The sequence below is a fragment of the Ectobacillus ponti genome (assembly GCF_024294785.1).
Lineage (GTDB): Bacteria > Bacillota > Bacilli > Bacillales > Bacillaceae_G > Ectobacillus > Ectobacillus ponti.
In genome coordinates, this window is sequence record NZ_JANCLT010000004.1 from 322,766 (window position 1) to 346,019 (window position 23,254).

21 protein-coding genes, 1 pseudogene and 2 riboswitches are annotated in these 23,254 nt (G+C 50.0%); of the genes and pseudogenes, 18 read left to right on the forward strand and 4 right to left on the reverse strand.

The window, feature by feature from the left end:
* Window positions 1-21 precede the first annotated feature (21 nt).
* Complete coding sequence (locus NK662_RS10530; protein WP_254758878.1) at window positions 22-600, forward strand: SCO family protein; 579 nt, start codon at window positions 22-24, stop codon at window positions 598-600.
* A gap of 72 nt (window positions 601-672) precedes the next feature.
* Here NK662_RS10530 and NK662_RS10535 read toward each other — a convergent pair whose 3' ends face one another.
* A complete protein-coding gene (locus tag NK662_RS10535; protein ID WP_254758879.1) occupies window positions 673-1,137 on the reverse strand; it encodes an Hsp20/alpha crystallin family protein in 465 nt (154 codons plus the stop codon).
* Window positions 1,138-1,368: 231 nt separating this feature from the next.
* On the opposite strand from NK662_RS10535, the gene asnB reads away from it, so the two are divergent.
* The 6 genes and pseudogenes from asnB (at window position 1,369) to NK662_RS10565 (ending at window position 6,691) form a co-directional block, all read left to right on the forward strand.
* A complete protein-coding gene (gene asnB / locus NK662_RS10540; protein WP_254758880.1) occupies window positions 1,369-3,270 on the forward strand; it encodes an asparagine synthase (glutamine-hydrolyzing) in 1,902 nt (633 codons plus the stop codon).
* 135 nt (window positions 3,271-3,405) lie between these two features.
* Window positions 3,406-3,876 carry a GNAT family N-acetyltransferase gene (locus tag NK662_RS10545; protein WP_254758881.1) on the forward strand — a complete coding sequence of 157 codons (471 nt, stop codon included), beginning with the start codon at window positions 3,406-3,408 and terminating at the stop codon, window positions 3,874-3,876.
* A 14-nt stretch (window positions 3,877-3,890) separates the two neighbouring features.
* Entirely contained in the window at window positions 3,891-4,376 is a 486-nt protein-coding gene (locus tag NK662_RS10550) for a GNAT family N-acetyltransferase (protein ID WP_254758882.1), read from the forward strand.
* A gap of 25 nt (window positions 4,377-4,401) precedes the next feature.
* The gene (locus NK662_RS10555; protein WP_254758883.1) at window positions 4,402-4,719 is read left to right on the forward strand and encodes a hypothetical protein; all 318 of its coding nucleotides are present in this window, start codon (window positions 4,402-4,404) and stop codon (window positions 4,717-4,719) included.
* A gap of 146 nt (window positions 4,720-4,865) precedes the next feature.
* A pseudogene (locus NK662_RS10560) lies at window positions 4,866-5,405 on the forward strand (N-acetylmuramoyl-L-alanine amidase family protein); the annotation flags it as partial.
* Between the two features lie 278 nt (window positions 5,406-5,683).
* Window positions 5,684-5,774: riboswitch (cyclic di-GMP riboswitch) on the forward strand.
* A gap of 44 nt (window positions 5,775-5,818) precedes the next feature.
* Window positions 5,819-6,691, forward strand: coding sequence for an amidase (locus NK662_RS10565; protein ID WP_254758884.1), 873 nt, complete (start codon window positions 5,819-5,821; stop codon window positions 6,689-6,691).
* Between the two features lie 61 nt (window positions 6,692-6,752).
* Here NK662_RS10565 and NK662_RS10570 read toward each other — a convergent pair whose 3' ends face one another.
* The gene (locus NK662_RS10570) at window positions 6,753-7,580 is read right to left on the reverse strand and encodes a thermonuclease family protein (protein WP_254758885.1); all 828 of its coding nucleotides are present in this window, start codon (window positions 7,578-7,580) and stop codon (window positions 6,753-6,755) included.
* A 141-nt stretch (window positions 7,581-7,721) separates the two neighbouring features.
* Between NK662_RS10570 and NK662_RS10575 the strand changes: the two genes are divergently transcribed.
* The 3 genes from NK662_RS10575 to NK662_RS10585 all read left to right on the forward strand — a co-directional run bounded on the left by NK662_RS10575 (window position 7,722) and on the right by NK662_RS10585 (window position 8,805).
* Window positions 7,722-7,943 carry a hypothetical protein gene (locus NK662_RS10575; protein WP_254758886.1) on the forward strand — a complete coding sequence of 74 codons (222 nt, stop codon included), beginning with the start codon at window positions 7,722-7,724 and terminating at the stop codon, window positions 7,941-7,943.
* Window positions 7,944-8,206: 263 nt separating this feature from the next.
* The gene (locus tag NK662_RS10580) at window positions 8,207-8,488 is read left to right on the forward strand and encodes a putative quinol monooxygenase (RefSeq protein WP_254758887.1); all 282 of its coding nucleotides are present in this window, start codon (window positions 8,207-8,209) and stop codon (window positions 8,486-8,488) included.
* A 23-nt stretch (window positions 8,489-8,511) separates the two neighbouring features.
* Window positions 8,512-8,805: a putative quinol monooxygenase gene (locus NK662_RS10585; RefSeq protein ID WP_254758888.1), complete on the forward strand. Its 294-nt coding sequence runs from the start codon at window positions 8,512-8,514 to the stop codon at window positions 8,803-8,805.
* 157 nt (window positions 8,806-8,962) lie between these two features.
* On the opposite strand, the gene NK662_RS23575 is transcribed toward NK662_RS10585, so the two are convergent.
* The gene (locus NK662_RS23575) at window positions 8,963-9,088 is read right to left on the reverse strand and encodes a hypothetical protein (RefSeq protein WP_279664246.1); all 126 of its coding nucleotides are present in this window, start codon (window positions 9,086-9,088) and stop codon (window positions 8,963-8,965) included.
* A gap of 249 nt (window positions 9,089-9,337) precedes the next feature.
* On the opposite strand from NK662_RS23575, the gene NK662_RS10590 reads away from it, so the two are divergent.
* From NK662_RS10590 to NK662_RS10625, 8 genes are all read left to right on the forward strand, one after another.
* Window positions 9,338-12,046 (forward strand): putative bifunctional diguanylate cyclase/phosphodiesterase, encoded by a 2,709-nt coding sequence (locus NK662_RS10590; protein ID WP_254758889.1) that lies wholly within the window; start codon window positions 9,338-9,340, stop codon window positions 12,044-12,046.
* Window positions 12,047-12,271: 225 nt separating this feature from the next.
* Entirely contained in the window at window positions 12,272-13,111 is an 840-nt protein-coding gene (locus tag NK662_RS10595; protein ID WP_254758890.1) for a MurR/RpiR family transcriptional regulator, read from the forward strand.
* A gap of 24 nt (window positions 13,112-13,135) precedes the next feature.
* Window positions 13,136-14,266, forward strand: a complete 1,131-nt coding sequence (locus NK662_RS10600; protein WP_254758891.1) for an amidohydrolase — start codon at window positions 13,136-13,138, stop codon at window positions 14,264-14,266.
* A gap of 30 nt (window positions 14,267-14,296) precedes the next feature.
* On the forward strand, window positions 14,297-15,778 hold the full coding sequence (locus NK662_RS10605) for an amino acid permease (protein WP_279664249.1): 1,482 nt from the start codon (window positions 14,297-14,299) through the stop codon (window positions 15,776-15,778).
* 9 nt (window positions 15,779-15,787) lie between these two features.
* The gene (locus NK662_RS10610; protein ID WP_254758892.1) at window positions 15,788-16,609 is read left to right on the forward strand and encodes a GNAT family N-acetyltransferase; all 822 of its coding nucleotides are present in this window, start codon (window positions 15,788-15,790) and stop codon (window positions 16,607-16,609) included.
* Window positions 16,610-16,627: 18 nt separating this feature from the next.
* Window positions 16,628-17,737: an o-succinylbenzoate synthase gene (gene menC, locus NK662_RS10615; protein WP_254758893.1), complete on the forward strand. Its 1,110-nt coding sequence runs from the start codon at window positions 16,628-16,630 to the stop codon at window positions 17,735-17,737.
* A gap of 521 nt (window positions 17,738-18,258) precedes the next feature.
* Window positions 18,259-20,391, forward strand: coding sequence for a PAS domain S-box protein (locus NK662_RS10620; RefSeq protein ID WP_254758894.1), 2,133 nt, complete (start codon window positions 18,259-18,261; stop codon window positions 20,389-20,391).
* Window positions 20,392-20,499: 108 nt separating this feature from the next.
* Window positions 20,500-21,210, forward strand: coding sequence for a DUF421 domain-containing protein (locus tag NK662_RS10625; protein WP_254758895.1), 711 nt, complete (start codon window positions 20,500-20,502; stop codon window positions 21,208-21,210).
* A 98-nt stretch (window positions 21,211-21,308) separates the two neighbouring features.
* Here the strand turns inward: NK662_RS10625 and NK662_RS10630 are convergent, their stop codons facing one another.
* Window positions 21,309-22,775 (reverse strand): S8 family serine peptidase, encoded by a 1,467-nt coding sequence (locus tag NK662_RS10630; protein WP_254758896.1) that lies wholly within the window; start codon window positions 22,773-22,775, stop codon window positions 21,309-21,311.
* Between the two features lie 56 nt (window positions 22,776-22,831).
* A riboswitch (cyclic di-GMP riboswitch) is annotated at window positions 22,832-22,917 on the reverse strand.
* Window positions 22,918-23,254 lie beyond the last annotated feature (337 nt).

Here is a 23,254-nt window from a genome sequence, read left to right on the forward strand (position 1 = left end):
GCACGAGAAGGGAGATGTTGCATGAAGCGGTTGCTGACAACTGGAGCCTTGCTGGTTGCCCTTGTTCTATCGGGCTGCGGCTTGGATACAAAGATTCCAAATGCGCTAAACTATAAGCTGGAAAACTTCCAGTACACAAATCAGGATGGCAAGCCATATGGCTTGAAGGATCTGAAGGGAAAGGTATGGGTGGCAGACTTTGTTTTTACAAGCTGTGAGACGGTTTGCCCGCCGATGACAGCCAATCTGACCCGTCTGCAGAAGATGGTGAAGGAAGAGAAGCTGAATGTGCAGTTTGTATCCTTCAGTGTCGATCCCGGGGTGGACAAGCCTGAGGTCATGAAGGCGTATTTCCAAAAGTTTACGGATGATTTAAGCAATTGGCATCTGCTGACGGGCTACAAGCAGGAGGAGATCGAGCGTTTTGCGAAGGATAACTTCCGCACGCTTGTGGACAAGCCGGACTCGTCCACGCAGGTTACGCATGGCACGTCATTTTACTTGGTTGACCAGAAGGGCGTTGTCATGAAGAGCTACAGCGGAGTGTCCAATACGCCGTACGAGGACATCATCCGTGATATGAAGCGCTTGCTGCGTTAAGGGAAAATGGCGGATAGGGAAAGAGAGGGTGCTCCATTGGGGCACCCTCTTGCTTGGAAGGGGAAGTGGGACCTAATCAATGGACAGGATATCGTTGCTTTGCGGCAGGCGCGGCGCGCGAATCTCGAGGATGCCGTCACGGTAGGATGCTTTTGCCTGCTTTTTATTGATGGGATAAGGAAGTTTAATGAGCCGCATGGCTTCAGATACGGCCCGTTCGCGGCGATAGTAATTGTCGGCATCATTTTCTTCTTCCGTAAGCACATCTTCCTTCACGGCAATGCGCAGGTAGTCTCCCTGAATCTCAATCTGAATTTGATTTTTGCTGATGCCCGGGAGCTCAGCCTGCACTACCAGGTAATCGCCGGATTCATAGAGATCGACCGGGAATGTCAGCAGACGGTTGCCTTTTTGGAGGAAATGGTTCATTTCCGCAATCAGCCCGCGCAGCGGTGTCTGCTCAAAAAACTCATCAATTTGTCGCAGGTAATTTCGCATTTGGGAACGAGACGGCACGTTTTTGTTTTCTTCGCTCATCGTTCAAAAGCCTCCTTAAGATGAATCTGAAATATCATATGAGGCAGGTGCCCAAAGGTGAAGAGGGGACGTGAATTGTAACCGTTTTCCCGAAAAAAATATCCTGGGTGCGCTTCCGGGAATCTTTTCTCTCCGGCATTGACGTGAATCGGCTGCTGATTTAGTATAAATAGAGTCAACAATCGCAGACTGAAAAGAAATGTATTTATATAGAAAGAAGGGTATAACAATATGTGTGGCTTTGTCGGCTGCTTTTACAAAACACCAACCGTACTCTCCCCGGAGGATCGCCATCTTTTCGAGGAGATGAATACAATCATTTACCACCGCGGGCCGGATGATGAAGGCTATTACCGTGATGAGCATGTACAGTTCGGCTTCCGCCGTCTCAGTATTATTGATATTGAGGCCGGGCATCAGCCGCTGATGTATGACAATGAACGTTATGTCATTATTTTCAACGGGGAAATCTATAACTATGTTGAACTTCGTGAAATGCTGCTGGAAAAGGGCATGACGTTTGCCACACATTCTGACACAGAAGTGATTGTCGCATTGTATGCGCATTATAAGGAAAAATGTGTAGATTATTTGCGCGGCATGTTTGCGTTCATGATTTGGGACCGCCAGGAAAAGACGCTGTTTGGCGCACGCGACCATTTCGGCATTAAGCCGTTGTACATTGCTGAGGATGGAGATGCCCTGTACTTCGCTTCCGAGAAGAAGAGCATTCTGAAGGCCCTCGAGCAAAAGGGCGTGAATCCAACGTCCCTGCAGCATTACTTCACCTATCAGTATGCGCCGGAGCCGGAGACGCTGACAAACGATGTCAACAAGGTGGAGCCGGGCCATTGCTTTACGCAAAAGGCAGATGGCACCATTTCCTTCCGCCGCTACTGGAAGCCGTATTTCCAGGCAACGGGCGAAACAAAGGAAGAGCACATCCAGAATATCCGGGATGTGCTGTATGATTCCGTAAAAGTGCATATGCGCAGTGACGTGCCGGTTGGTTCGTTCCTGTCCGGCGGCATTGATTCCTCTATCATCGCCTCCATCGCGAAGGAGTTTAACCCAAACCTGCTGACGTTTTCTGTCGGCTTTGAGCGCGAGGGCTTCAGTGAGGTGGACGTGGCGAAGGAAACAGCCGAGAAACTCGGTGTGGAAAACTTTAGTGTGAATGTCACACCGGAGGAGTTCATGCGTGAGTTCCCGAAGATTATATGGCATATGGACGACCCGTTGGCGGACCCGGCAGCTGTGCCATTGTACTTCGTGGCGAAAGAGGCACGCAAGCACGTAACAGTTGTCCTGTCCGGCGAAGGCTCTGACGAATTGTTCGGCGGCTATAATATTTACCGCGAGCCGGGTTCTTTGAAGGTGTTTTCCTATATTCCAGAGCCGGGGAAACGTGTGCTGAAGGCACTGAGCGGCGCCCTGCAGGAAGGCTTCAAGGGCAAGAGCTTCATTGAGCGCGGCTGTACGCCAATCGAGCAGCGCTACTATGGCAACGCCAAGATTTTCACTGAGCCGGAGAAGCAGACGCTGATGAAGCATTATAACAGCGGCGTGAACTATATGGACATCACAAAGCCGTTGTATGAAGAAATCCGCGCTTATGATGATGTCAGCAAAATGCAGTACATTGACATGTTCACATGGCTGCGCGGCGACATTCTGCTGAAGGCGGATAAGATGACGATGGCACATTCCTTGGAGCTTCGCGTACCGTTCCTTGATAAGGAAGTATTCCGGGTGGCAGCGAAAATTCCAACGGAGCTGAAAATTGCTGACGGCACAACGAAAGCGATTTTGCGTGAAGCGGTGAAGGGCATCGTTCCGGATCACGTACTTGACCGTAAAAAGCTTGGTTTCCCGGTGCCAATCCGCCACTGGCTGAAAAACGAAATGCATGACTGGGTGGTTGGTATCATCAAGGAAAGCGCAACAGATCATCTGATTGACAAGCAGTATGTGCTGAACCTGCTGGAAGCGCACTGCGCCGGCAAGGGAGATTACAGCCGTAAAATTTGGACGGTGCTGACCTTCATGGTGTGGCATCAGATCTATGTAGAAGGCAAGTATGATACAAATGCGTTCCATGAAGCGACGAAGGAAGCCTACGCGAACGTGTAAAGGGCATGGCTCCCAAAAGGATTTATGTGTTTACAGAAAAGGGACCCGGCCGAAAACCTTAGAGCACCCGCTCTAAGGTTTTCTTCATAAATACTTGTCTTTGCTTATACAATAATAGTATCGGGAGGAACTGACATGCTGACATTTGAACCGGTCACCGAAGCGGGGCTGGACATTGTGCGGGAGATTGTGCATTCCAATCCGGATTACAACAGGATGGAGAACGGGAGCGAAGCAAGGAGCGATGCTGCGCTTCGCGAGGAATTCTTGCACGGCGACCCGGCACGCCGCACTCTGTTTATTAAAGCGGATGACACCTACATCGGGCTGTTGGAGTATATGGAACATAATGTGCGGGACAATCATCCGTGGTTGGGTCTGCTGATGATCCATGGCGACTATCAAGGCTACGGCTACGGGGCCAATGCTTACTTTACTTGGGAGGAGCAACTCCGCGGACAAGGGCATACGTCCGTACGTCTTGGGGTGCTGCCGGCCAATGAACGGGCACGCCGTTTTTGGGAAGGTCTCGGGTTTACCTTTTATGAGCAGAAGCAAACCACAGCAGGAGCGGTCGCAGATTGCTTCGAGAAGCAGCTTGCATAACGGAGGACGAAGCAGTGAATATTCGCACCGCTGTACTGGCGGATTTATCAGGCATTCTGGAAATTTACAATGATGCAATCTTGCATACGGCCGCAACCCTTGACCTGCAGCCGCAAACGCTTGCGGAGCGGGCGAACTGGTTCCGCCGTTATAATGATACATATCCGCTCATTGTAGCGGAGGAGGATGGAAAGATACTGGGCTATTGCTCGCTGTCGCCGTTTCGTGAAAAGGAAGCGTACAAGCAGACAGTGGAGATTTCTGTCTATGTTCACCCGGAGGCGAGGGGCAAGGGACTGGCGCGCCGCCTGATTGATCGTATTTTGGAGCTTGGGCGAGGGGCGGAGCATCATGTCGTAATCGCCGGTATTACAAGAGGAAACGACACGAGTGTAAGACTGCATGAATCCTACGGCTTCACCTATGTAGGATGCTTCCAGGAGGTCGGCTATAAGTTTGATGCTTGGCAGGATGTGCTGTTCTACCAGCTTATTCTGTAATCCTGAGAAAAGGCAGTGAGGAGATATGGCTGTTGCAGGGGGAACAATTGGGGCTGTTCTGGCCGTTCTGCTGGCGGAGCGCCTCGGGGCATGGACCGCACGCGCACTGCAGCGGCGCGGCCTGCCGTTCGAGTTTCAATATATGCCGCTGTTTGTGTTCTTATTTCTGGCGCTGTACGGACTGCACAGCATGGTCCTGTTTCCGCCCACAATATCACTTTTGGTGAAATTCGGGCTTCTATACAGCATCATTGGTGTGCTTGTTCTGTGTGTGCTGGCGTTCCTGCGTCTGCTGCACTACCAATCGTATATCTTCCTTGTGAATTGGCTAAAGCGCAAATAGCTGTCCGTGCCGGATGGCTATTTTTATTTCACCAGCTGAAAAATAGGCGTTGCCTCCCGCACGCAAGCCCCGTGATACTCGTATACTGTAGTACAAACTCTGTATTTATACAGGGGTATATAAGAAGGAAAGGATGAATAAGCATAATGAAACTTGTAATTGATCCAGGGCATGGCGGGTCGGATTCCGGCGCTGTCGGCAACGGTTTGCAGGAGAAGCAGGTAGTTTTACAGATTGCGCGGCGGGTGCGGGATATCCTGTCAGCCGGCTACGTCGTTGATATTCTCATGACGCGGGATTCTGACATATTTATTCCACTGTCTGAACGGGCCCGGATGGCGAATAGCTTTGGCGCCAATTATTTCTTCTCTGTCCATATTAACAGCGGCGGCGGAAGCGGCTACGAGGACTATATTTACATTGGTGTGTCCGGCACAAGCACTGCAGCCAAAAAGCAGCGCCAGGTACACGCGGCGGTTGTGCCTGTGCTGCAAAAGTACGGGCTGAAGGACCGCGGCACAAAGCAGGCGGACTATGCCGTGCTGCGTGAAACAAGTATGGATGCCATTTTAACGGAAGCCGCTTTTATTGATACAACCTCTGATGCAGGCTTGCTGAAGAACCCCCAATTTATTGAGGATATATCGCAGGCATATGCAAATGGGATTGCGGCGGTCATGGGACTGCAGGCCAAAGCACCAGCTGTTGTTTATATTGAGACAGGCGGACTGGGAGAAGAGGGTGTAGCAGAAGCGCACCGCTTTATGATGTCCAAAGGCTGGTACGGACAAATCTTGTACCCGGGAGGCGGGAAGACCCCATTTTTACGGACTGGCGGTTTAACTCCTTCCATGCGGGCGGAAGCAGAAGCTTGGCTGAAGTCGCTTGGCTGGTATTATGTAGTGAAAGCCTAAAAAGTGGAAATGGACAATTTTTATATTAAAATAGTATAATGAAAGAAAAAGTCTGATAAAGGCAAACTTCACCGAAAGGGAAGGACGCAAAGCCATGAGCCTAACCGCTGCTACGCAGCGTATGGTCGTCAGGTTGCCGGGCTCTCCTTTTGTGAGCCTTGGCCCACAGAGGGAGGAGTATGGTCATGATGAAGCAAAAGGTGACAGCTGTCCTGCTGAGCGCTTTTATCGCGTTCAGCAGTGCGGGTGTATCCGGGGAAGCAGCATCCGTTCCGGGCAAGGCAACGTGGCTGTGGGATTCGCAAGCAATGGCTGCGGATGCATCCGGAACAGTTGCATTTTTAGTGAGTAAACAGGTAAATACAGTATATGTACAAATTGACCAGCGCATCCCGGCGTCAACATATCATATGTTTATTGAGAAGGCTGGCAGCAAGGGGATTCGGGTCTATGCCCTGGACGGATCGCCGGATTGGGTGGATGCAGGGGATAGCGGCCGGCAGCAGCTGATGGATTGGCTCGCTGATTATCAAAAAACAGCGACAGCACGCCAAAAATTTTCCGGCATCCATCTGGATGTGGAGCCGTACTTATACAGCGGATGGACAAACAATCGGGATGAGACAGTTCAGGCCTACCAAGCTCTTCTGGCAAAAGCGAAAAGCAATGCAGCCTCCCTGCGATTGCCGCTGGAAGTGGACATGCCCTTCTGGTTCGATGAGATTTCCTACAGCAACAGCTATGGCAAGGGCTGGCTTGCCGATTGGGTCATCCGCCAGACAGACAGCGTAACCATTATGGCGTACCGGGATTCCGCTGCCGCCATCCGCGATCTGGTGAAACATGAAATGGACACAGCTGTAAAGTACAAGAAGCCGCTTGAAATAGGGGTGGAAACTGCCTTCTCCGCAGAGGGAGACTATCTTACCTTTGCTGAGGAGGGAGAAGCCCAAATGAACCGTGAACTGGATGCACTGAAGCGTGCGTACACGAAGGTGGGCAGCTTTGGCGGAGTTGCGGTGCACAGTGTGGAAAGCTGGAAAACGATGAAGCGTTAAAAGCGTGTGTATAAAAACAGGCAGATCCGACAATTCGTATCTGCCTGTTTTTGCTTTATGCCTACCTCAGTGACTTGCGGTAACCGGCAGCTTTCGCTTCCTCTTCTGTGCAGAAGAGGCGCTCCGGATTTGTTTTGTCGTAAAATTGCTGTCCCGGCAGGTGGTAAATCTTCTCGCCTTTGCTGTTGATATTGCCTTTGATGCTGCAGTCTGAACCAGTATTGGGCTTCGCAGTTTGGCCTCCATTGTCCTTCGGAGTCTGTGCTTCACCTGCCCTTGCCTGGAAGCCCCGGTCCGTGACATAGTTTTCAATGCTCCAGATCCCAAGCTGTGCGTCCTGCGCCTTCTTTTGAATGTGCCGGAACTGGTCGACATATTTTGTATTCGGCGGGAACACCGCAACGCGGGCATAGCCCTTTTCCAGCAGCTGCGCGTTGTACAGGCTTCCTTTGTACCATACATAAGCGAGCAGGCGCCCATACTGGTCGCGCTCCTGCGCATCCAGCTCCAGCTCCACGGTTTGTCCTGTCAGCTGCGCCTTTGTAAAGTCGCTTGCTTCCTTGCCAAATGGCTGCACCGGTGTATTCGGTTTCACTGTCTCCGGTGTGTCCACCAGGATGAGGCGCACGGTTTCCTCTTTTCCCTGATAGCTGACCTTCAAGGTATCGCCGTCCACTGTGCGAAGCACCTTTACTGGGAGGGTGTTGGCGGGCTTGGAAGGCAATACACTTGCCGTCTGCTGCTGTTCGGTTTGCTTATTTTGATTTGTTTGTGTTGTTGTCTGCTTGCCTTGATTGGCTTGCGCCTGTTCAGGCTGTTTGCTTGAACTGCAGCCGGCCAGCACCATACAAATCAGCAAACTTATCCATACAAATTGCAATCTTTTCACGGTAATTCCTCGCTTTCCCATATCCCTTTTCTTTGTTTAGTATATCAGAAAGAGAAAGCGGGATGTCGCATTTCCAGCAGAGCGGATTGTCCGTGTCATTTTAGAGAGCCGCTGCGTACGATAGAACAGGAGGTGAAGCATTTGGCTGATGAAATTCGTTATGTTGTGACCGGCGGTCTTGGAGAAGGCGGCCTTCGTGAGCTGCACCAATTTCTAACGTCCAAAGGCTGGTATACGGTCATCCAATATGATGGCGGAGGGAAAGCACCCTATGCGCGTACCGGCGGCTTGAATCCGGCTGCGCTGGCTGAGTTTGAGGCATGGCTGAAGGCGCGCGGTTGGTATTACACAGTAGAAGCCTAGAGGGATGAGCCATAGAAAAACCGCCTCCGTGGAAGAAAGGCGGTTTTTCTATGGCTTGGGAACAGTTGTACACATGCTTGGCAAGCTAACAGTTGACTGGTGAAGGGGTTAGTTTCAGTATACTGGAGCAGCAAGAAGGTTTCTCCTTTCTTGTCAGAAAATCTGACATGATTCTTATGAGTTATAAATACATTCGGAATTTTTGCAATACAAGCGGGTGTCCTCTTATAATAGAATCATAGGACATACATAGGAGGGACAGCGTGGAAATCATTGTGACCGCAATTTTGAAGCCGAAGGAAGGCTGCCGGGAGCAGCTGCTGCTGGAGCTGCAGAAGGTGCAGGCTGCTTCGCAAGAAGAGACCGGCTGTGTGCAATACAAGCTCCATGAAAGTGAAGAGTCCGCTTTTGTGCTGTATGAAATTTGGAAAGATGATGCTGCGTTTGCCAGTCATATGCAATCCGCACATTACCAGGAGTATCGCAACCAAATTGCAGATCTGATTGAAACGAGAGAAGTGTACAAGCTGAAAGCAATTCACTGATGATGATGAAGGAGGCGTCTGCAATGATTATCATTCATGCTTATATGAATGTAAAACAAGAAAAGCGCGAAGAGTTTCTGGAGCTGGCCAACGGGGTTGCATCTGCATCCCAAGCGGAAGCGGGCTGCATGAGCTACCGCTTCTATGAGGACCCAAATCAGCCCGGCCAGGTTGTATTTGTGGAGGCTTGGCAGGATGCTGCAGCTGTGAAGTTTCACGGGGAAACGCCGCATTTTCAAGCCTTTGTCGCAGGTGTGTCCAGCCTGCTGCAGGAGCCGTGGCACGCAGATGTGTACGAGGCGGAGCCCAAGCGGTAAGGGACGGCAGGTTTGCGGTCAACTCCTTATAAGGAGTCGGCCGCTTTTTTTGTGGCGGCGCTTCTCTTCCTGCGCAAAACAGCTCTCTAAGAGCACAGACAGTGAAGCGAAAAGGAAAAGACCGCCTGATGACGGTCTGCATGACGGACGGAACCTCTTATTTGCTTTTTCCTTTTTGTGCTTTTACAGCCAACTGCTCCAGTCCGGTTTCCCCTGCGAACTCCGTATTCTGGGAACCGGCGTTTTTCTTGCCCTTAAATTGCTTATCCTTATTCTTTGCCATGATGTTCACCTCCGATTCAAGCTGATGGATGACACCCATCTGTACTTTAGTTTGCTTTCTTTTTTGCGGCGTATGCGATGTAAAGAGATTAGAGGGATTCTCTTGTGTCTGCGCTATTTTAGACTGTAAGGGAATTCAACCATATAAACATGCAGAGAACAGAAATGGGGCATAATATCAAGAACGAATGCAGGGCCCCGTTCCTGGGGATGACTGTGCTCGTAAATTTCCTTTCATAGGTGGACTTGTATGACAAATACAACCGGTATGAGACGGTCTGTTTTATTGCTGTCCGTTTTAACCGTATATCTCATTGTGTACTTCGGGATTGTATATGGTGTAGGACAGGAGTCTTGGCTGCGGGCATACGGACTGAAATATTGGTACGCAGCGGCTGATATGGCAGCTGTCTTTTCTTTGTTCGGCACATACCGGCGCGCGCAGGGCAACTCTCAAACTTTTTGGCTGTATGCCGGGGTCGGGTCTTTGCTTTACTTGCTCGGAGATTTGGTTTGGATATTTCATTTCAGTACACCAGGCTGGAGCGGAAAAGCCACCATGGCTTCCGACCTTTTCTATATATGCTTTGCAGGATGCTGTATTTTTGCGTATACATCCGGTTTAACGCGTGGATATTCATCAATACAAAAGCGGCTGTTGTATTGTGATGTTGCTATTTCAGCGACAGTGGTTGTGACGCTTGACTATGTGCTTGTCATTCAGCCGATTTTGCGTCAGGAGGAATTCAATGCAGCCGTACAGTTTGTGCAAGTGCTGTATTTGACAGAGGATATTTGGCTTGTGACCATAAGCATATCCCTGCTGATCCGCTCCCGTGTTTGGTTAACGAAGAAAATCATGTACATATTGGCTGTTGCTTTTGGCATCTATGCGCTTACAGATGTTTCATATGAGTATTTGACCATCGCCGGATCCAGTATCCCTGCCGATCGGGCAGGCGGGTTTTACCAAGTGGCTCTGCTGCTGATTGCCCTTGCCGGCGCGCTATCGCCTGCTGTGATGGAGCAGAGGGTGCAAGCATCAGAGACAAGGGTATCGCAGAGGCTGCAGAGAATGACTAGTGTTGGCGGGCTCCTCATACTTGGTGTTGCTACGATTCTGTACTATGAGAAATCTCCTATATTCGTCGCAGCACTCTTGCTAGAGCTGGCGCTTATTATATTGCGCCAACGCCTGTTAAGAAAGGAAATTGAAGTATTATCGCAAAACCTCCGCCTTTTAAATCATGACTTAGAAGAGCGTATCGCGGACCGCACAAAGGAGCTCGAGGAAAGCAAGCAAGAATTCGAATCCCTATACACCTATCATCCTGATGCTATTTTGACAGTTGATACAGAAGGGAATTGGATTGACACGAATCATGCCGGACGCTATCTGTTTGGGAAGAGAGATGGGAAACAGTTTGTTCAGGAGGTTTCTCCTGATGATGAGAAAAAAATAAGGCACGCGTTTCGAGTGGCAATTCAGGAAGGCTCCTCCACGGCTTTAGAAATACAAAGCACCTACCGCGGAGATGGCAGGCTGCGTATTTTAAACCTGACCTTTGTTCCCATTATTACAAACGGCCGGATAACAGGTGTGTATAATATTGTAAGAGATGTGACCGAGGAACGGGAAGCGGAACGGAGAATTAAGTACCTGGCTTACCGTGATACGCTTACGGATTTGCTGAATCGCTCTTCGTTTATGCTTCAATTGAAGCAAGCCATTGAACGGGCGGAACAGACAGGGGAGCACTTTGCACTGTTGTTTTTGGACCTGAATCAATTCAAGCATGTGAATGATACATGGGGGCATTCCACCGGCGATCTTGTGCTCATTGAGGTGGCCCAACGATTGCAGCGGCTTGCTGCCCCATCCACTGTGCTTTCGCGTCTTGGAGGGGATGAGTTCCTCTGCCTCATACAAGGATCTCCGTCGGGTGAGGAGCTTGCAGCATTTGTGGCAGATATCGCATCCGCCATAAAGGAGCCAATTAAAATCTCTCATCACACCCTGCAGATTACAACCAGCATTGGAATCGCCTGTTACCCGGAAGCGGGCAAAGACGCCGTTACCCTCCTGCAGCATGCTGATTTGGCCATGTACGATAGTAAGGAAGGGACAAAGGAGTATGCCTTCTATACAAAGGAGCTGGGTGCTAAAGTGAAGCGCAAGCGCCGGCTGGAGGCGGAGCTGGATGAGGCAGTCAGAAGCGGTGCCATCTTTGTCGTATATCAGCCGCAAGTGGATATGAGGACGGGCCGGGTAATCGGCTTTGAGGCGCTTGTTCGCTGGAATCATCCTGAGCTGGGCTTTATTTCACCTGCCGAATTTATACTGATTGCAGAGGAAACAAACAAAATTCTGCTCCTTGAAGAATGTGTGTTTCGAACGGCCGGCAGGCAAATGAAGCAGTGGGCGGATGCTGGATATACAGATTTGAAAATGGGGGTGAACCTGTCTGCCAAGCAATTCAAGAGCTTGGATATGACAGAGCAGCTGACGTCCATTCTGAAAGAGGTGGGCTTAGAGTCATGTTCTCATTATATCGATGTAGAGTTAACGGAACGGATTGCCATGGGAAATGAAGAGCAGACCCTGCATACATTAAGGCGGTTGAAGGAGCATCAATTCCATATCTCTATCGATGATTTTGGGACAGGATATTCCTCCCTTTCTTATCTCACGCGGTTCCCCGTCGATACCTTGAAAATTCCGAGGGAGTTTATTTCTCTCATTGCAGAGGGAGAGGAAGGGCAAGGCATTGTGGCAACGATGATCGGATTGGCGAGGGTGATGAATATGTCTGTCATCGCGGAAGGGGTGGAAACAAAGGAACAGGCTGAATTTCTGATTGGGAACGGCTGCTATCACGCACAAGGCTATTACTACAGCAAGCCGCTCAGCGCAGAGGAAAGCACCGCGTTTTTACTACATGCCAATGGCTGTATCTGAGGGTGGGCTGTCAGATAAGGGAATAAACGAAGGAGAGACGGGCCGCGGGTGATGGAAATCCGTGGTCTTTTTGGCGGATAGAGAGAAAATACATAAAAGAGCATAAAAATGAAAAGAATGATTTTCTTTTTCGTCTAATTGTGGTAGTGTATGTATGGGTGAAGTGCAGGCTTCACAAGCATAAAAAAGTGAAGTTTACACTTCAGGCGAGAAAGGGATATGAGAATGAAACAGCTTCTCTTTCAAACGATAGCAAAAGAAAAGTTTCCCCAGCTTTCAGCGGGACAAAAGAAGGTGGCTGCCTATATGGTGGAACACCTGGAAGAAGCGGCATTTATTACCGCCTTTCAAATTGGACAGAAGGCAAAAGTAAGCGAGACAACCGTAATCCGCTTTTCATATGCGCTAGGCTTTGATGGGTTCAGTGAAATGCAGCATATCATTCAGAGGCAGCTGCTGCAGCAAACAGATATATCCCATGCGGCACTGCAGTTACGTGAGGAAGACCCGTTTGCAAAGGTAATAGAAAGTGAGATTCATATTTTACGGCATTTGTTGAATCGCACGACTGTACGGGATATATGGAAGGCAGTTGATGCTCTGGTTGGAGCTGATCAGGTGCTGATTGCCGGGCATCGCATTTCTCATGCGGCTGCCTATTGGTTTTCTTATACACTGGGAGCGCTGCGGGAGCATGTGCGCCTTTGCTCGCCGGCAGGGGATTTTTATGAAAAACTCTGCAGCTTGACTGATCAATCAGTTGTTGTTATTTTCTCTTTCCCGCGCTATGCCAATGAAACGCTGAAAATTGCCGAATGCACGAAGGAACAGGGCATTTGCCTCATTTCTGTGACGGACCGTCTGCTTTCTCCGGTAGGCCGCATTTCTGATATCGTGTTGACGACGGAAGAGCATGCGGAAAGCGGGAGAAACTCCATGGCATCTGTCATCAGTCTCTTGGATTTGGTGATTGCCGGTATTCATGAAAGAGATCAGCATCGAGTACAAGCCTACCAGCAGAAGCTGGAGAAGCTGTATTCCGGCTATGAAGTATTTGCCGAGTAAAGTGTAGAAAGAGGTATGGTGAATATGGATCCAATTCAATATATTGAAGAGCAGCGGGAAGTCTTGCTGCAAACATATCAAGATCTGCATGCCTTGGCCGAGCCGAGCTGGGAGGAGAAGGAAACCTCCCGCTATATTGCTGATCGCTTGCGCCAGGCAGGATTTGCCGTACAAACATTTCCGGATCACTATGGAATGATTGCGGAAATCCCGGGCCGTACAGATACAGTGATTGCACTGCGGGCAGACATGGATGCTCTTGTGCAGGAGGTGGACGGAGTCATCAAGCCGAACCATTCCTGCGGGCACGACGCCCACAGTACGATGGTGTTATATGCGGCATTGGCTATTGCCGCAAGCGGCATACAGCCCGCACACACGCTCCGTTTCATTTTTCAGCCTGCTGAGGAGAAGGGGGAAGGGGCGCTGCGCATGGTACAGGAAGGGGCATTGGAGAATGTTTCTTATCTATTCGGCGTCCATGTCCGCCCTCATATGGAGGTTTCGGACGGACAGGCAGCCCCGGTCATTATTCACGGCGCAGCCGGAACCATCAGGGGCATGGTCAAAGGACTGCAAGCCCATGCCGCCCGCCCGCAGGACGGAATCAACGCGATTGAGGCGGCGGCTTTGCTGGTGCAGAAGCTGAAGCATATCCAGCTCGAGACAGATGTGCCATACTCTATTAAAATGACGCAGCTGCGGACGGAAAATGAGTCATCGAACATCATTCCGGAGACAGCAGCCTTTACTATTGATGTCAGAGCGCAGACGAATGAAGTCATGAGCGAATTACAGCAGTTGGCGGCAGAAGCCATGGAGGAAACGATGCGTGAAACAGGCGCGGCCATTTCCTGGTCCATGAACGAATACGTGCCTGCAGCCACCATAAATGAAAAAGCAATGGCTTTCGCTGCGGCAGCCATTGCCGATATTCTGGGGAACGGGCAGGCAGCGCCTCCGTGCGTGTCACAAGGTGCGGAAGACTTTCATTATTACACCTCCACAACACCAAGCATTGCGGCGACAATGGTCGGGCTTGGCTGCGGTCTGGCGCCAGGCCTTCATCATCCGCATATGAGCTTCAATAGAGAGGCGCTCGTTGACGGCGCAAAAATTTTGGCGCAGACCATGCTGTTGGCTGCACAGGAATAAATACTACATGATAAGGAGAGAAGAAATAGCATGCAAAGTGCAAAGCGCGCCACAGAAGTGTATGCTGAGACGGTTTCCGGCGAACACCGTCTCGAGCGAAAACTGAAAACAAGACATTTATCTATGATTGCCATTGGCGGTACAATTGGAACAGGATTATTTTTGGCAAGCGGCTCCACCATTGCCGCTGCAGGGCCGGGCGGAGCGCTCGCAGCCTATTTGATTGCGGGGCTGATGGTGTTTTTCCTGATGACAAGCCTGGGGGAAATGGCGGCATTTATGCCGACATCCGGTTCCTTCAGCACATATACTTCCAGATTTGTCGATCCTGCCCTGGGATTTGCGATTGGCTGGAACTATTGGTATAACAACGCGATTATTGTCGCGCTGGAATTATCAGCCTCCGCGCTGATCATGAAATATTGGCTTCCGGATGTGCCGGGCATTCTGTGGAGCGCCATCTTTTTAGTGCTCATTTTCAGCCTGAATATTTTATCGGTCAAAGGCTATGGAGAATCTGAGTTTTGGTTTTCCATCATTAAAGTAGCCACCATCATTATCTTTATCGCAATCAGCTTACTGATGATTTTCGGCATTATGAACGGCCATACAGGCGGCTTTCGCAATCTGACAGAGGGAGATGCCCCGTTTCATGGCGGCTTCTTATCTATTATCAGTGTCTTCATGATTGTCGGGTTCTCCTTCCAGGGAACAGAGCTTGTCGGGATTACTGCAGGCGAAAGTGAGAATCCTGAAAAGGACATGCCAAGAGCGGTTAAACAAATCTTCTGGCGGCTGCTCCTGTTTTACGTACTGGCGATTTTCGTCATCGGCTGCCTGGTCAGCTACAAAGACCCGCACCTGCTGAGCTCGGATGTGTCCAATATTGCAGTCAGTCCGTTTACGCTGGTCTTTAAAAATGCGGGTCTTGCGTTTGCGGCTTCTGTCATGAACGCAGTCATCCTGACATCTGTTTTATCAGCGGGCAACTCCGCCATGTATGCGGCATCCCGTGTGCTTTGGATGCTGGCGAAGGAGGGAAAGGCACCGGCTTTCCTGAAAAAGGTGAACAAAGGCGGTATTCCAATGAATGCCCTGTACGTGTCCACGCTGATCGGAATGGCAGCCTTCCTGACGTCCTTGTTTGGCGACGGTGTGGTATATTCCTGGCTGCTGAATGCGGCAGGCTTGGCCGGCTTCATTTCCTGGCTTGGCATTTCCATCGCACATTACCGCTTCCGTAAGGCATTCCTGGCACAAGGAAGAGAGTTGAGCGAGCTGCCGTATGTGGCAAAATGGTTCCCATTCGGCCCAATTTTGGCTACAGTTCTATGTACAGCCGCCATCCTGGGACAGAACTATGGCGCTTTCTTCGGCTCGAAAGTTGACTGGAACGGCGTTTTGGTTTCCTACATCGGTCTGCCGTTGTTCCTTCTCGCGTATCTTGGGTATAAGATTGTCAAGCGGACGAAGCTCGTTCCGCTGGAGCAGGCTGATCTCAGCAGGGAATAGGAGGCAGCTATGAAACATGAAGAAATCCAAATTCGCTCTCTCCACAAGATTGAGGAGCTGGAGGAAGTAAGACAGCTGGAAAGTGATATTTGGGGAGGGGAAGATTCTGTTCCGACCCATCAGACGATCACCGCAGTGAAAAATGGCGGCCTGGTGCTGGGCGCTTATGCCGGAGAACGGCTTGTTGCCTTTCAATACAGCTTTCCGGGCTTTAATGGGACATCCGTCTATCTGTGCTCCCACATTCTGGCCACTGACCCGGCGTTCCGGAGTCGGGGCATCGGGGAGAAGCTGAAGTGGGCCCAGCGCGAGGAAGCTCGCAAGCTTGGCTATTCTCTCATCACTTGGACGTATGATCCGCTTGAAAGCATTAATGGCTATTTGAACATCGCGAAGCTCGGCGGCGCCTGTTCGACGTATATCGAGAACTGCTATGGCGAGATGGAGGATTTGTTAAATAAGGGCATCGCCTCCGACCGGTTTCTTGTAGAATGGCGTATTGCCGAGGAACAGACGGACAGAGGGCCGGAAATCGGGCTTGACGTCCTGCTGGATCAATCTTTACTTCGCTGGGAGAGAAACGGGGCGGGGCAGCCTGTGCCTTCCGCTGTTCTTCCTGTGCCCGAAGAGAAGATGGTATTCGTTGCTGTGCCGAAGGATTACCGGACCATCCGGGAGACTGATCTGGAAGCTGCCATCCAGTGGAGAATGGCCACAAGACAAGTATTCCAGGATTTGTTCCGGCAGGGCTGGCAGGTTACGGACTTCAAGAAGAACAGCCAAGCAGACGTTCCGGTGCAGTTTTACGTGCTTTCGAAGCAGGTGCGATAAGGGAAAGGGGTATATGGCATGAAAATCAAACAAGTCATTTTGCGGCATGTGAAGCTGGATCTGCTGCATCCGTTCACGACCAGCTTCGGAACGGAATATGACAAGGATTTTATTCTTGTGGAAGCAGTGGGAGAGGACGGCACCTCCGGCTGGGCGGAATCGGTCGCCATGCTTGATCCTCTCTATAATGAAGAAACGGTGAAAACAAATTGGCATATCCTGGAGGACTATCTGATTCCACTTGTGCTGGGGCATGAGATCCATCACCCGGATGACATTTCAGAACAGCTCTTTGCCCACATCCGCGGCAACTATATGGCGAAGGCGGCAATAGAAGGCGCTGTTTGGGATTTGTATGCCAAGCAGCAGAATATGTCTCTTGCCAGTGCGCTCGGCGGGACGAAGAAAACCATTGATGTCGGCGTCAGCATCGGCATTAAGGACTCTATTGAAGAAACGCTGGAGGTCATTGAAGCGCGCTTGCAGGAAGGCTATAAGCGCTTTAAGCTGAAAATCAAGCCGGGCTGGGATCTGGAACTGATTGACCGCGTGCGGCAGGTATATCCGGACATTCCGCTCATGGCTGATGCGAACTCGGCTTATACATTAGAGGACATCGACCGGTTGGCGGCACTGGATGCCTATAATCTCATGATGATCGAACAGCCGCTGGCTTACAACGATATCATTGACCATGCCGAGCTGCAGGCAAGGCTGAAAACGCCGATTTGCCTCGATGAGAGCATTCACTCTCTGGAGGATGCGCGCAAAGCATTGAAGCTTGGCAGCTGCCAAATCATCAACATCAAAATCGGCCGTGTCGGCGGCTTGACACAGTCCCGCAAGATTCATGACCTTTGCCAGGAGCACGGCATTCCGCTCTGGTGCGGGGGCATGCTGGAATCCGGCGTCGGGCGGGCACACAATATCGCCATCACCTCCCTGCCAAACTTCGTCCTGCCGGGCGATACGGCGGCTTCTGCCCTGTACTGGGCGGAGGACCTCATTCATCCGGAGGTTACGGTGCAAAACGGGACCATCACCGTGCCGACTGGGCTGGGAATCGGCTATGAGGTGGATTTGGAGAAGGTTGAGAAGTACACGATGTACAGCAAGAGCTATAGCTGATGTATGAAGAGGATAACCCGAAAGTCCGCCGGCAGACTTTCGGGTTATCCTCTTTTTTGTATCTGTTCGAGCTCTCATGCGTCATGCGCAATTGCAGGAATCCGGCCCCCTTCCAAAGTTCTTTCTCAGAAGCTTGCTGGCACAGCTGCTTATATTCAAAAGCTTCTGTTGGCTTCCAGCTGATATATATATATAACCCCGCCTTCAACAGTCCGTCGAGAAATAAGAATGTTCACGTGTTCTCCAATCTTATTGAAATTATTGGATATTTTTATTATGATAAGAGTGGATTTCATGGATGGATGCCATGGTCTGTGCAGGTAAAGAGTTTTCAATTCAACATCGTACATATATTTTGGAAGATGAGATAGACAATGCGAATTACGCTATGGCATAAGCCAAAATAGGGAGCTTTGACGATCTTCCTATTTTGGCTTTTTGTTTTAAATAATTAGAATTACATATCTGATTCATTTCCATCCAAAATCTATATAGCGAGCAATTCAATAGGGGGAATTCACATGAAGACACCGGCAGTAGATGCTCACGAAATGCTGGATCGAATTCAGGACGCATTCTTGGCACTGGACTGCCAAGGCAATTGCACGTATATAAATGCGGAGGCATCCCGTCTCCTGTCCCGCAGCCGGGAGGAATGGATGGGGCGGCATATCCGGGAGATGTTTCCGGAGGCTTCATTCCATGAATGTTATAAAGCAGCTATGGAGAAGCAGCAGCCTGGTGTTTACAGCGGCTTTTTTCCGCCCCTGCAGGCATGGCTTTACATCCGGATGCACCCGTCTCCAGATGGCCTGAGCATATACTTTTGGGATGTAACAAAGGAGCAGGCGGCAATGTCAGAACGGGAAGGACATTATCAATCTTTATTCATCCATAATCCCGATGCAATCTGCTGCTTTGATTTACACGGAAACTATATGAATGCCAATACGGCGATGGAGCAGCTGCTGGGATACAGCAGAGAGGAATTGCAGCAGCTGTCCTTTATCCGGCTGGTGTCCCAAGGGGATGTGGAGAAGGCAAAGCGGCATTATAGGCTGGCTGCAGGCGGGACAACGCAGAGATATGAGATGAGGGTAATCCATAAGGATGGTTCGCTGGTTCATGCTGATATGATCAATATCCCAATTCTTGTAAACGGGAAGGTGGCCGGAGTGTATGGCATCGCCAAGAACATTACAGACCGCAAGCTGGCGGAGCAGGAGCTGCGGAAAACAAAGGAAAGCCTGCAGTCTCTGGTGCGGAACAATGCGGATGCCATCTGGATCATGGACATGGAGGAACAGGTGGTGGAGGTGAATGAGACCTTTGAAGCCATGTATCAATGGTCTGCGGCGGAGGTCATAGGGAAAGAACTGCCCACAATCCCGGATTCTGCGAAAGAAACCGAAGGGGAAATGCGCCGAAGAGTGAAGGCGGGCGGGCGTATTGTTGACTTAGAAACGATCCGGCAAAGGAGGGATGGCAGCCTGCTTAATATCAGCGCCACGCTTTCCCCAATCCTGAATGAGGCAGGGACTGTCATCGGTATTACAGGCATATGCCGGGATATTACACCAAGGAAAAGGGCGGAAGCATCCCTCAAGGCAAGAACGCAACAGCTGGAATCCTTTATTGAAAACAATGCGGATGCCATTCTGGTTCTTGACTTACAGGGAACAATTCTGCAGGTGAACCCAGCCTTTGAGCGTATATTTGGCTGGCGCAAAGAGGAGATGGTGGGCATCCACCTGCACAAGCTGCCGACCATTCCGCCCGAACAGGAAGAGGAAATGAAAGACCTGGAGGCGAGTGTAAGAGAGGGCCATCTCTTATCGGGTGTAGAGACACGCCGCATGAGAAAGGACGGCACTCTCTTGGATGTCATTCTGACCTTGTCGCCAATTCAAGATGAAAAGGGAGATATCGACGGCTGGTCCGCTTCCATCAGGGATATAACAGAATGGAAGAAATCCCAGCTGCTGCTGCAAAACACAGAGAAGCTGTCTGTAGCCGGCCAACTGGCAGCCGGGATTGCACACGAAATCCGCAATCCGATTACAGCCATTAAAGGATTTATCCAGCTCATCCGCTCAGGCCTTGGCGAGCGGGAGGAGTATTTTGATATTATGGTTTCAGAGATTGAGAGGATTGAGCAGATTCTCAGTGAACTGCTGCTGCTGGCAAAGCCGCAGGCGGCCAAGTTTGAGCGTAAGGATATCAAAGTCCTGCTGGCGCAGGTCATCACCCTTCTGGACACACAGGCCATCCTGAACAATGTAGAAATTGTCACCCAGTTTCAGCCGGGCTTTACCTATATCTCCTGCGATGAAAACCAGCTGAAGCAGGTATTTATCAATTATATTAAAAACGCCATTGAAGCCATGCCGCGGGGCGGCAGATTGGTCATCCAGGTGAAGCGGTTGGGCCCGGATCAAATCAGCATTTGCTTTATCGACCAAGGAGTGGGCATGTCTGAGGAAGTGCTCGCCAAGCTTGGACAGCCATTCTATACAACAAAAGAGAACGGGACCGGGCTCGGCTTTATGATCAGCAAGAAAATTATTGAAAATCACTCCGGGGAAGTGCATATCACAAGCAAACACCAGCATGGAACCACCATTGAGGTGCAGCTGCCGCTGCATCAGGAGTAATGGAGCACATATGACAGCTGTCTGCGCTTAGCCTGTTTGCTTTTGGGAAATAAATGAAGGAGGAAGATAAGAATAGGGGGAAATTAAGGGCAGAACAGAGGTGCGGCAATGCCGGAGCATTATGAGGTTGCGCTTAGAACGGTGGCTTCCGTAATCATTTTATTAATGAGCGCGCGCATACTGGGGAAGCATACGATTTCCCAAATGACTATGTTTGATTTTATCGGCTCCATTTCATTGGGGGCCATTGTTGCGAATTTAGCATTTAATATGTCGGTAAAAGTGCATCACGCAATCCTGGCATATGGGATACTGGTTACCGTCATATTCCTGATTGCCGTTATTTCCTTAAACAGCAGAAGGGGAAGAAAATTTTTTGCCGGGGACCCGACGATTGTCATACAGAATGGCAAGGTCTTGGAAGGTAATATGAGAAAGATGCGTTACACCATTGATTACTTAAACCAACAGCTGCGGGAAAAAGATGTGTTCAATATTGAAGAGGTTTTGTATGCCATTATAGAAACAAGCGGGCAGCTGACCGTCCTCAAGAAGCCGCAATACAGGCAGCCTACCATGCAGGACCTGCTCATGCTGACTATGCCGGAGCACAGGCTGCCCATTGAGCTCATTATGGATGGCGAGGTCATTGAACAAAATTTAAGGCAAAACAATCTTTCCCATGGATGGCTGCAATCGGAGCTTGAGAAACGTAAATTGCAGAAGCGGGACGTCATGTATGCAGTTCTGGCTGCAAACGGTAGTATATACATTGATACATATAAGGATCATATCCTTGCCCCAGTGGACAAGGAATAGACAGAATACATCGCTTCTTTTCCGTTTTGCTCTTCCGTATGCAAAACAAATAGGTGCAAGCCTGTTTTAGGCTGCACCTATTTGTTTAAGCTGGTTTTCTATTTCAATTGGAAGGAGACAGAGGCAGAACTGCCTGTATAGCCGGTTAAGCTGGTATTTGCCTGCACCTGATATGTGCCTTTCACCGAGTATCTGCTTGTGAGAAACTTAAACACGACTTGGCCATTGGAATTGGTCATCGCTTTTCCTGTCAGCTTGCTTCCCCTTGGCGTAGTAATGATTGCCTGGACGGCAGCTCCGGACACAGGCGCCCCGTCTTGGTTGACTACATGTGCAGTCATTGTAACGGTTTCTCTGGCGAAGTAGCTTGCTTTGCCAGTCATAAGCTTTGTAGCTGTGGCAGATGATAGGACTGGGGCAGGCTGTGCTGCTGTTGGCTGGGGTGTTGCCCCGTCCGCTTGAATGAGTCCATACCCGTATAATGTGTCCCTTCCGGCTGCGCCCAAATCATGGACCTGCTGATCAAGCAGGCTTCGTAAATCGGCAGCGGATGCAGTCGGATTGGCTTGCTTCAGCAAGGCCAACCGTCCGGCCACCATAGGTGTAGCCATGGAAGTGCCGCTCATGCCGGCATACGAATTATTTAAATACGTGCTCAAGATATTCACACCAGGTGCAGCGACTTCGACTTCGTTCCCTCTCGAAGAGAAAGAGGCAATTCGATTATTGGAATCAACAGCAGACACAGCAATGGCGGAGCTGTATTTGGCCGGATACTCAACCGTATCTGCAGTGCCGGACCCGCCATCATTTCCCGCTGCGGCAACAACAAGAACGCCGCTTTTATAGGCTTTATCGATTTCCTGATGAAGAGCATAGCTGTCCGTGGAGGAGCCAAGCGACAGGTTCACAATATCCATATGGTTCGTAATGGCCCAGTCAATGCCGGCGATGATATCTGACAGATAGCCGGACCCATCTGAATCCAATGCTTTCACAGCATATAAGTTCACATCCGGTGCGACCCCGACGACTCCGGTGCTGTTGTTCAATGCTCCGATAATGCCGGCTACGTGTGTTCCGTGGCCGTTATCATCCGCATAGGAAGAGGTGTAGCCGACAACGCTTGTCCCTCCGGCAATTTTCAAATCCCCGTGAGGCGCAATGCCTGTATCCACTACGGCAACGTTGACTCCCTTGCCTGTATAACCATTGGACCATGCTGCAGGGGCCTGTACATCACTGATGCCCCAGCTAGTTGTTTGTGACTTCACTGTCACCTTCACGTCCTGTTCAACGGATTGTACCTTTGGATTCTTTTTCAATCCGTCCAGCGCTGATGCAGGCACGGTGGCTGTGACCACAGGCAGATTTTTCAGTTTTTTGCGGACATGCCCCTTCTTATTGGTAATCAGCGTTTCATCTGCTCGATCCTTAAACACAACCAAGACCCGTTGTTGGTTGCCGGATGGAGCTGCTGTTTGGGTGGATGCAGCATGTGCAGCCGGTGCAGCCGCCAGCAGAAACATAGATGATAAGGCGGCAGTCATCCATTTCTTCTTCATTACAAATTCCCCTCTCAAATACAAAATGAATCCCCTGACCCGGATTATTTTTTAATTGCGGCAGCTGGCTGGCCTGGTGAAACCCACGTTAGCCCCTGTAGCTTTGCGTCACATTCTTTCGAGTGCTTTGCCTTTATCAGGAGAAGGATAAGTTGCTTTCGAAATAATTATATACCTAATAATAAAATATTTAAATGTTAATTGGGGCAAAAATCATGTATATAGAGTGGAATTTCTAGTAAGCAATGTTATATGTAACATGGGAATAACAAGAAGGAGGATACTGGTAGAATAATGTTTCCTTGTGATGTTGCAACGGAGTGCAAGGGCACATGATATTGTGAAGCGGGTGCGTAGGAAAAGGTGGTTTACAGCCTCATCATAACCCGCAAATGGGGTCTGATGAAAGTGGAAATATGGTACAATCGTATGTATACCATTGGTAATATAAACTAATAAATTCCAAGCTGAACCAGCAG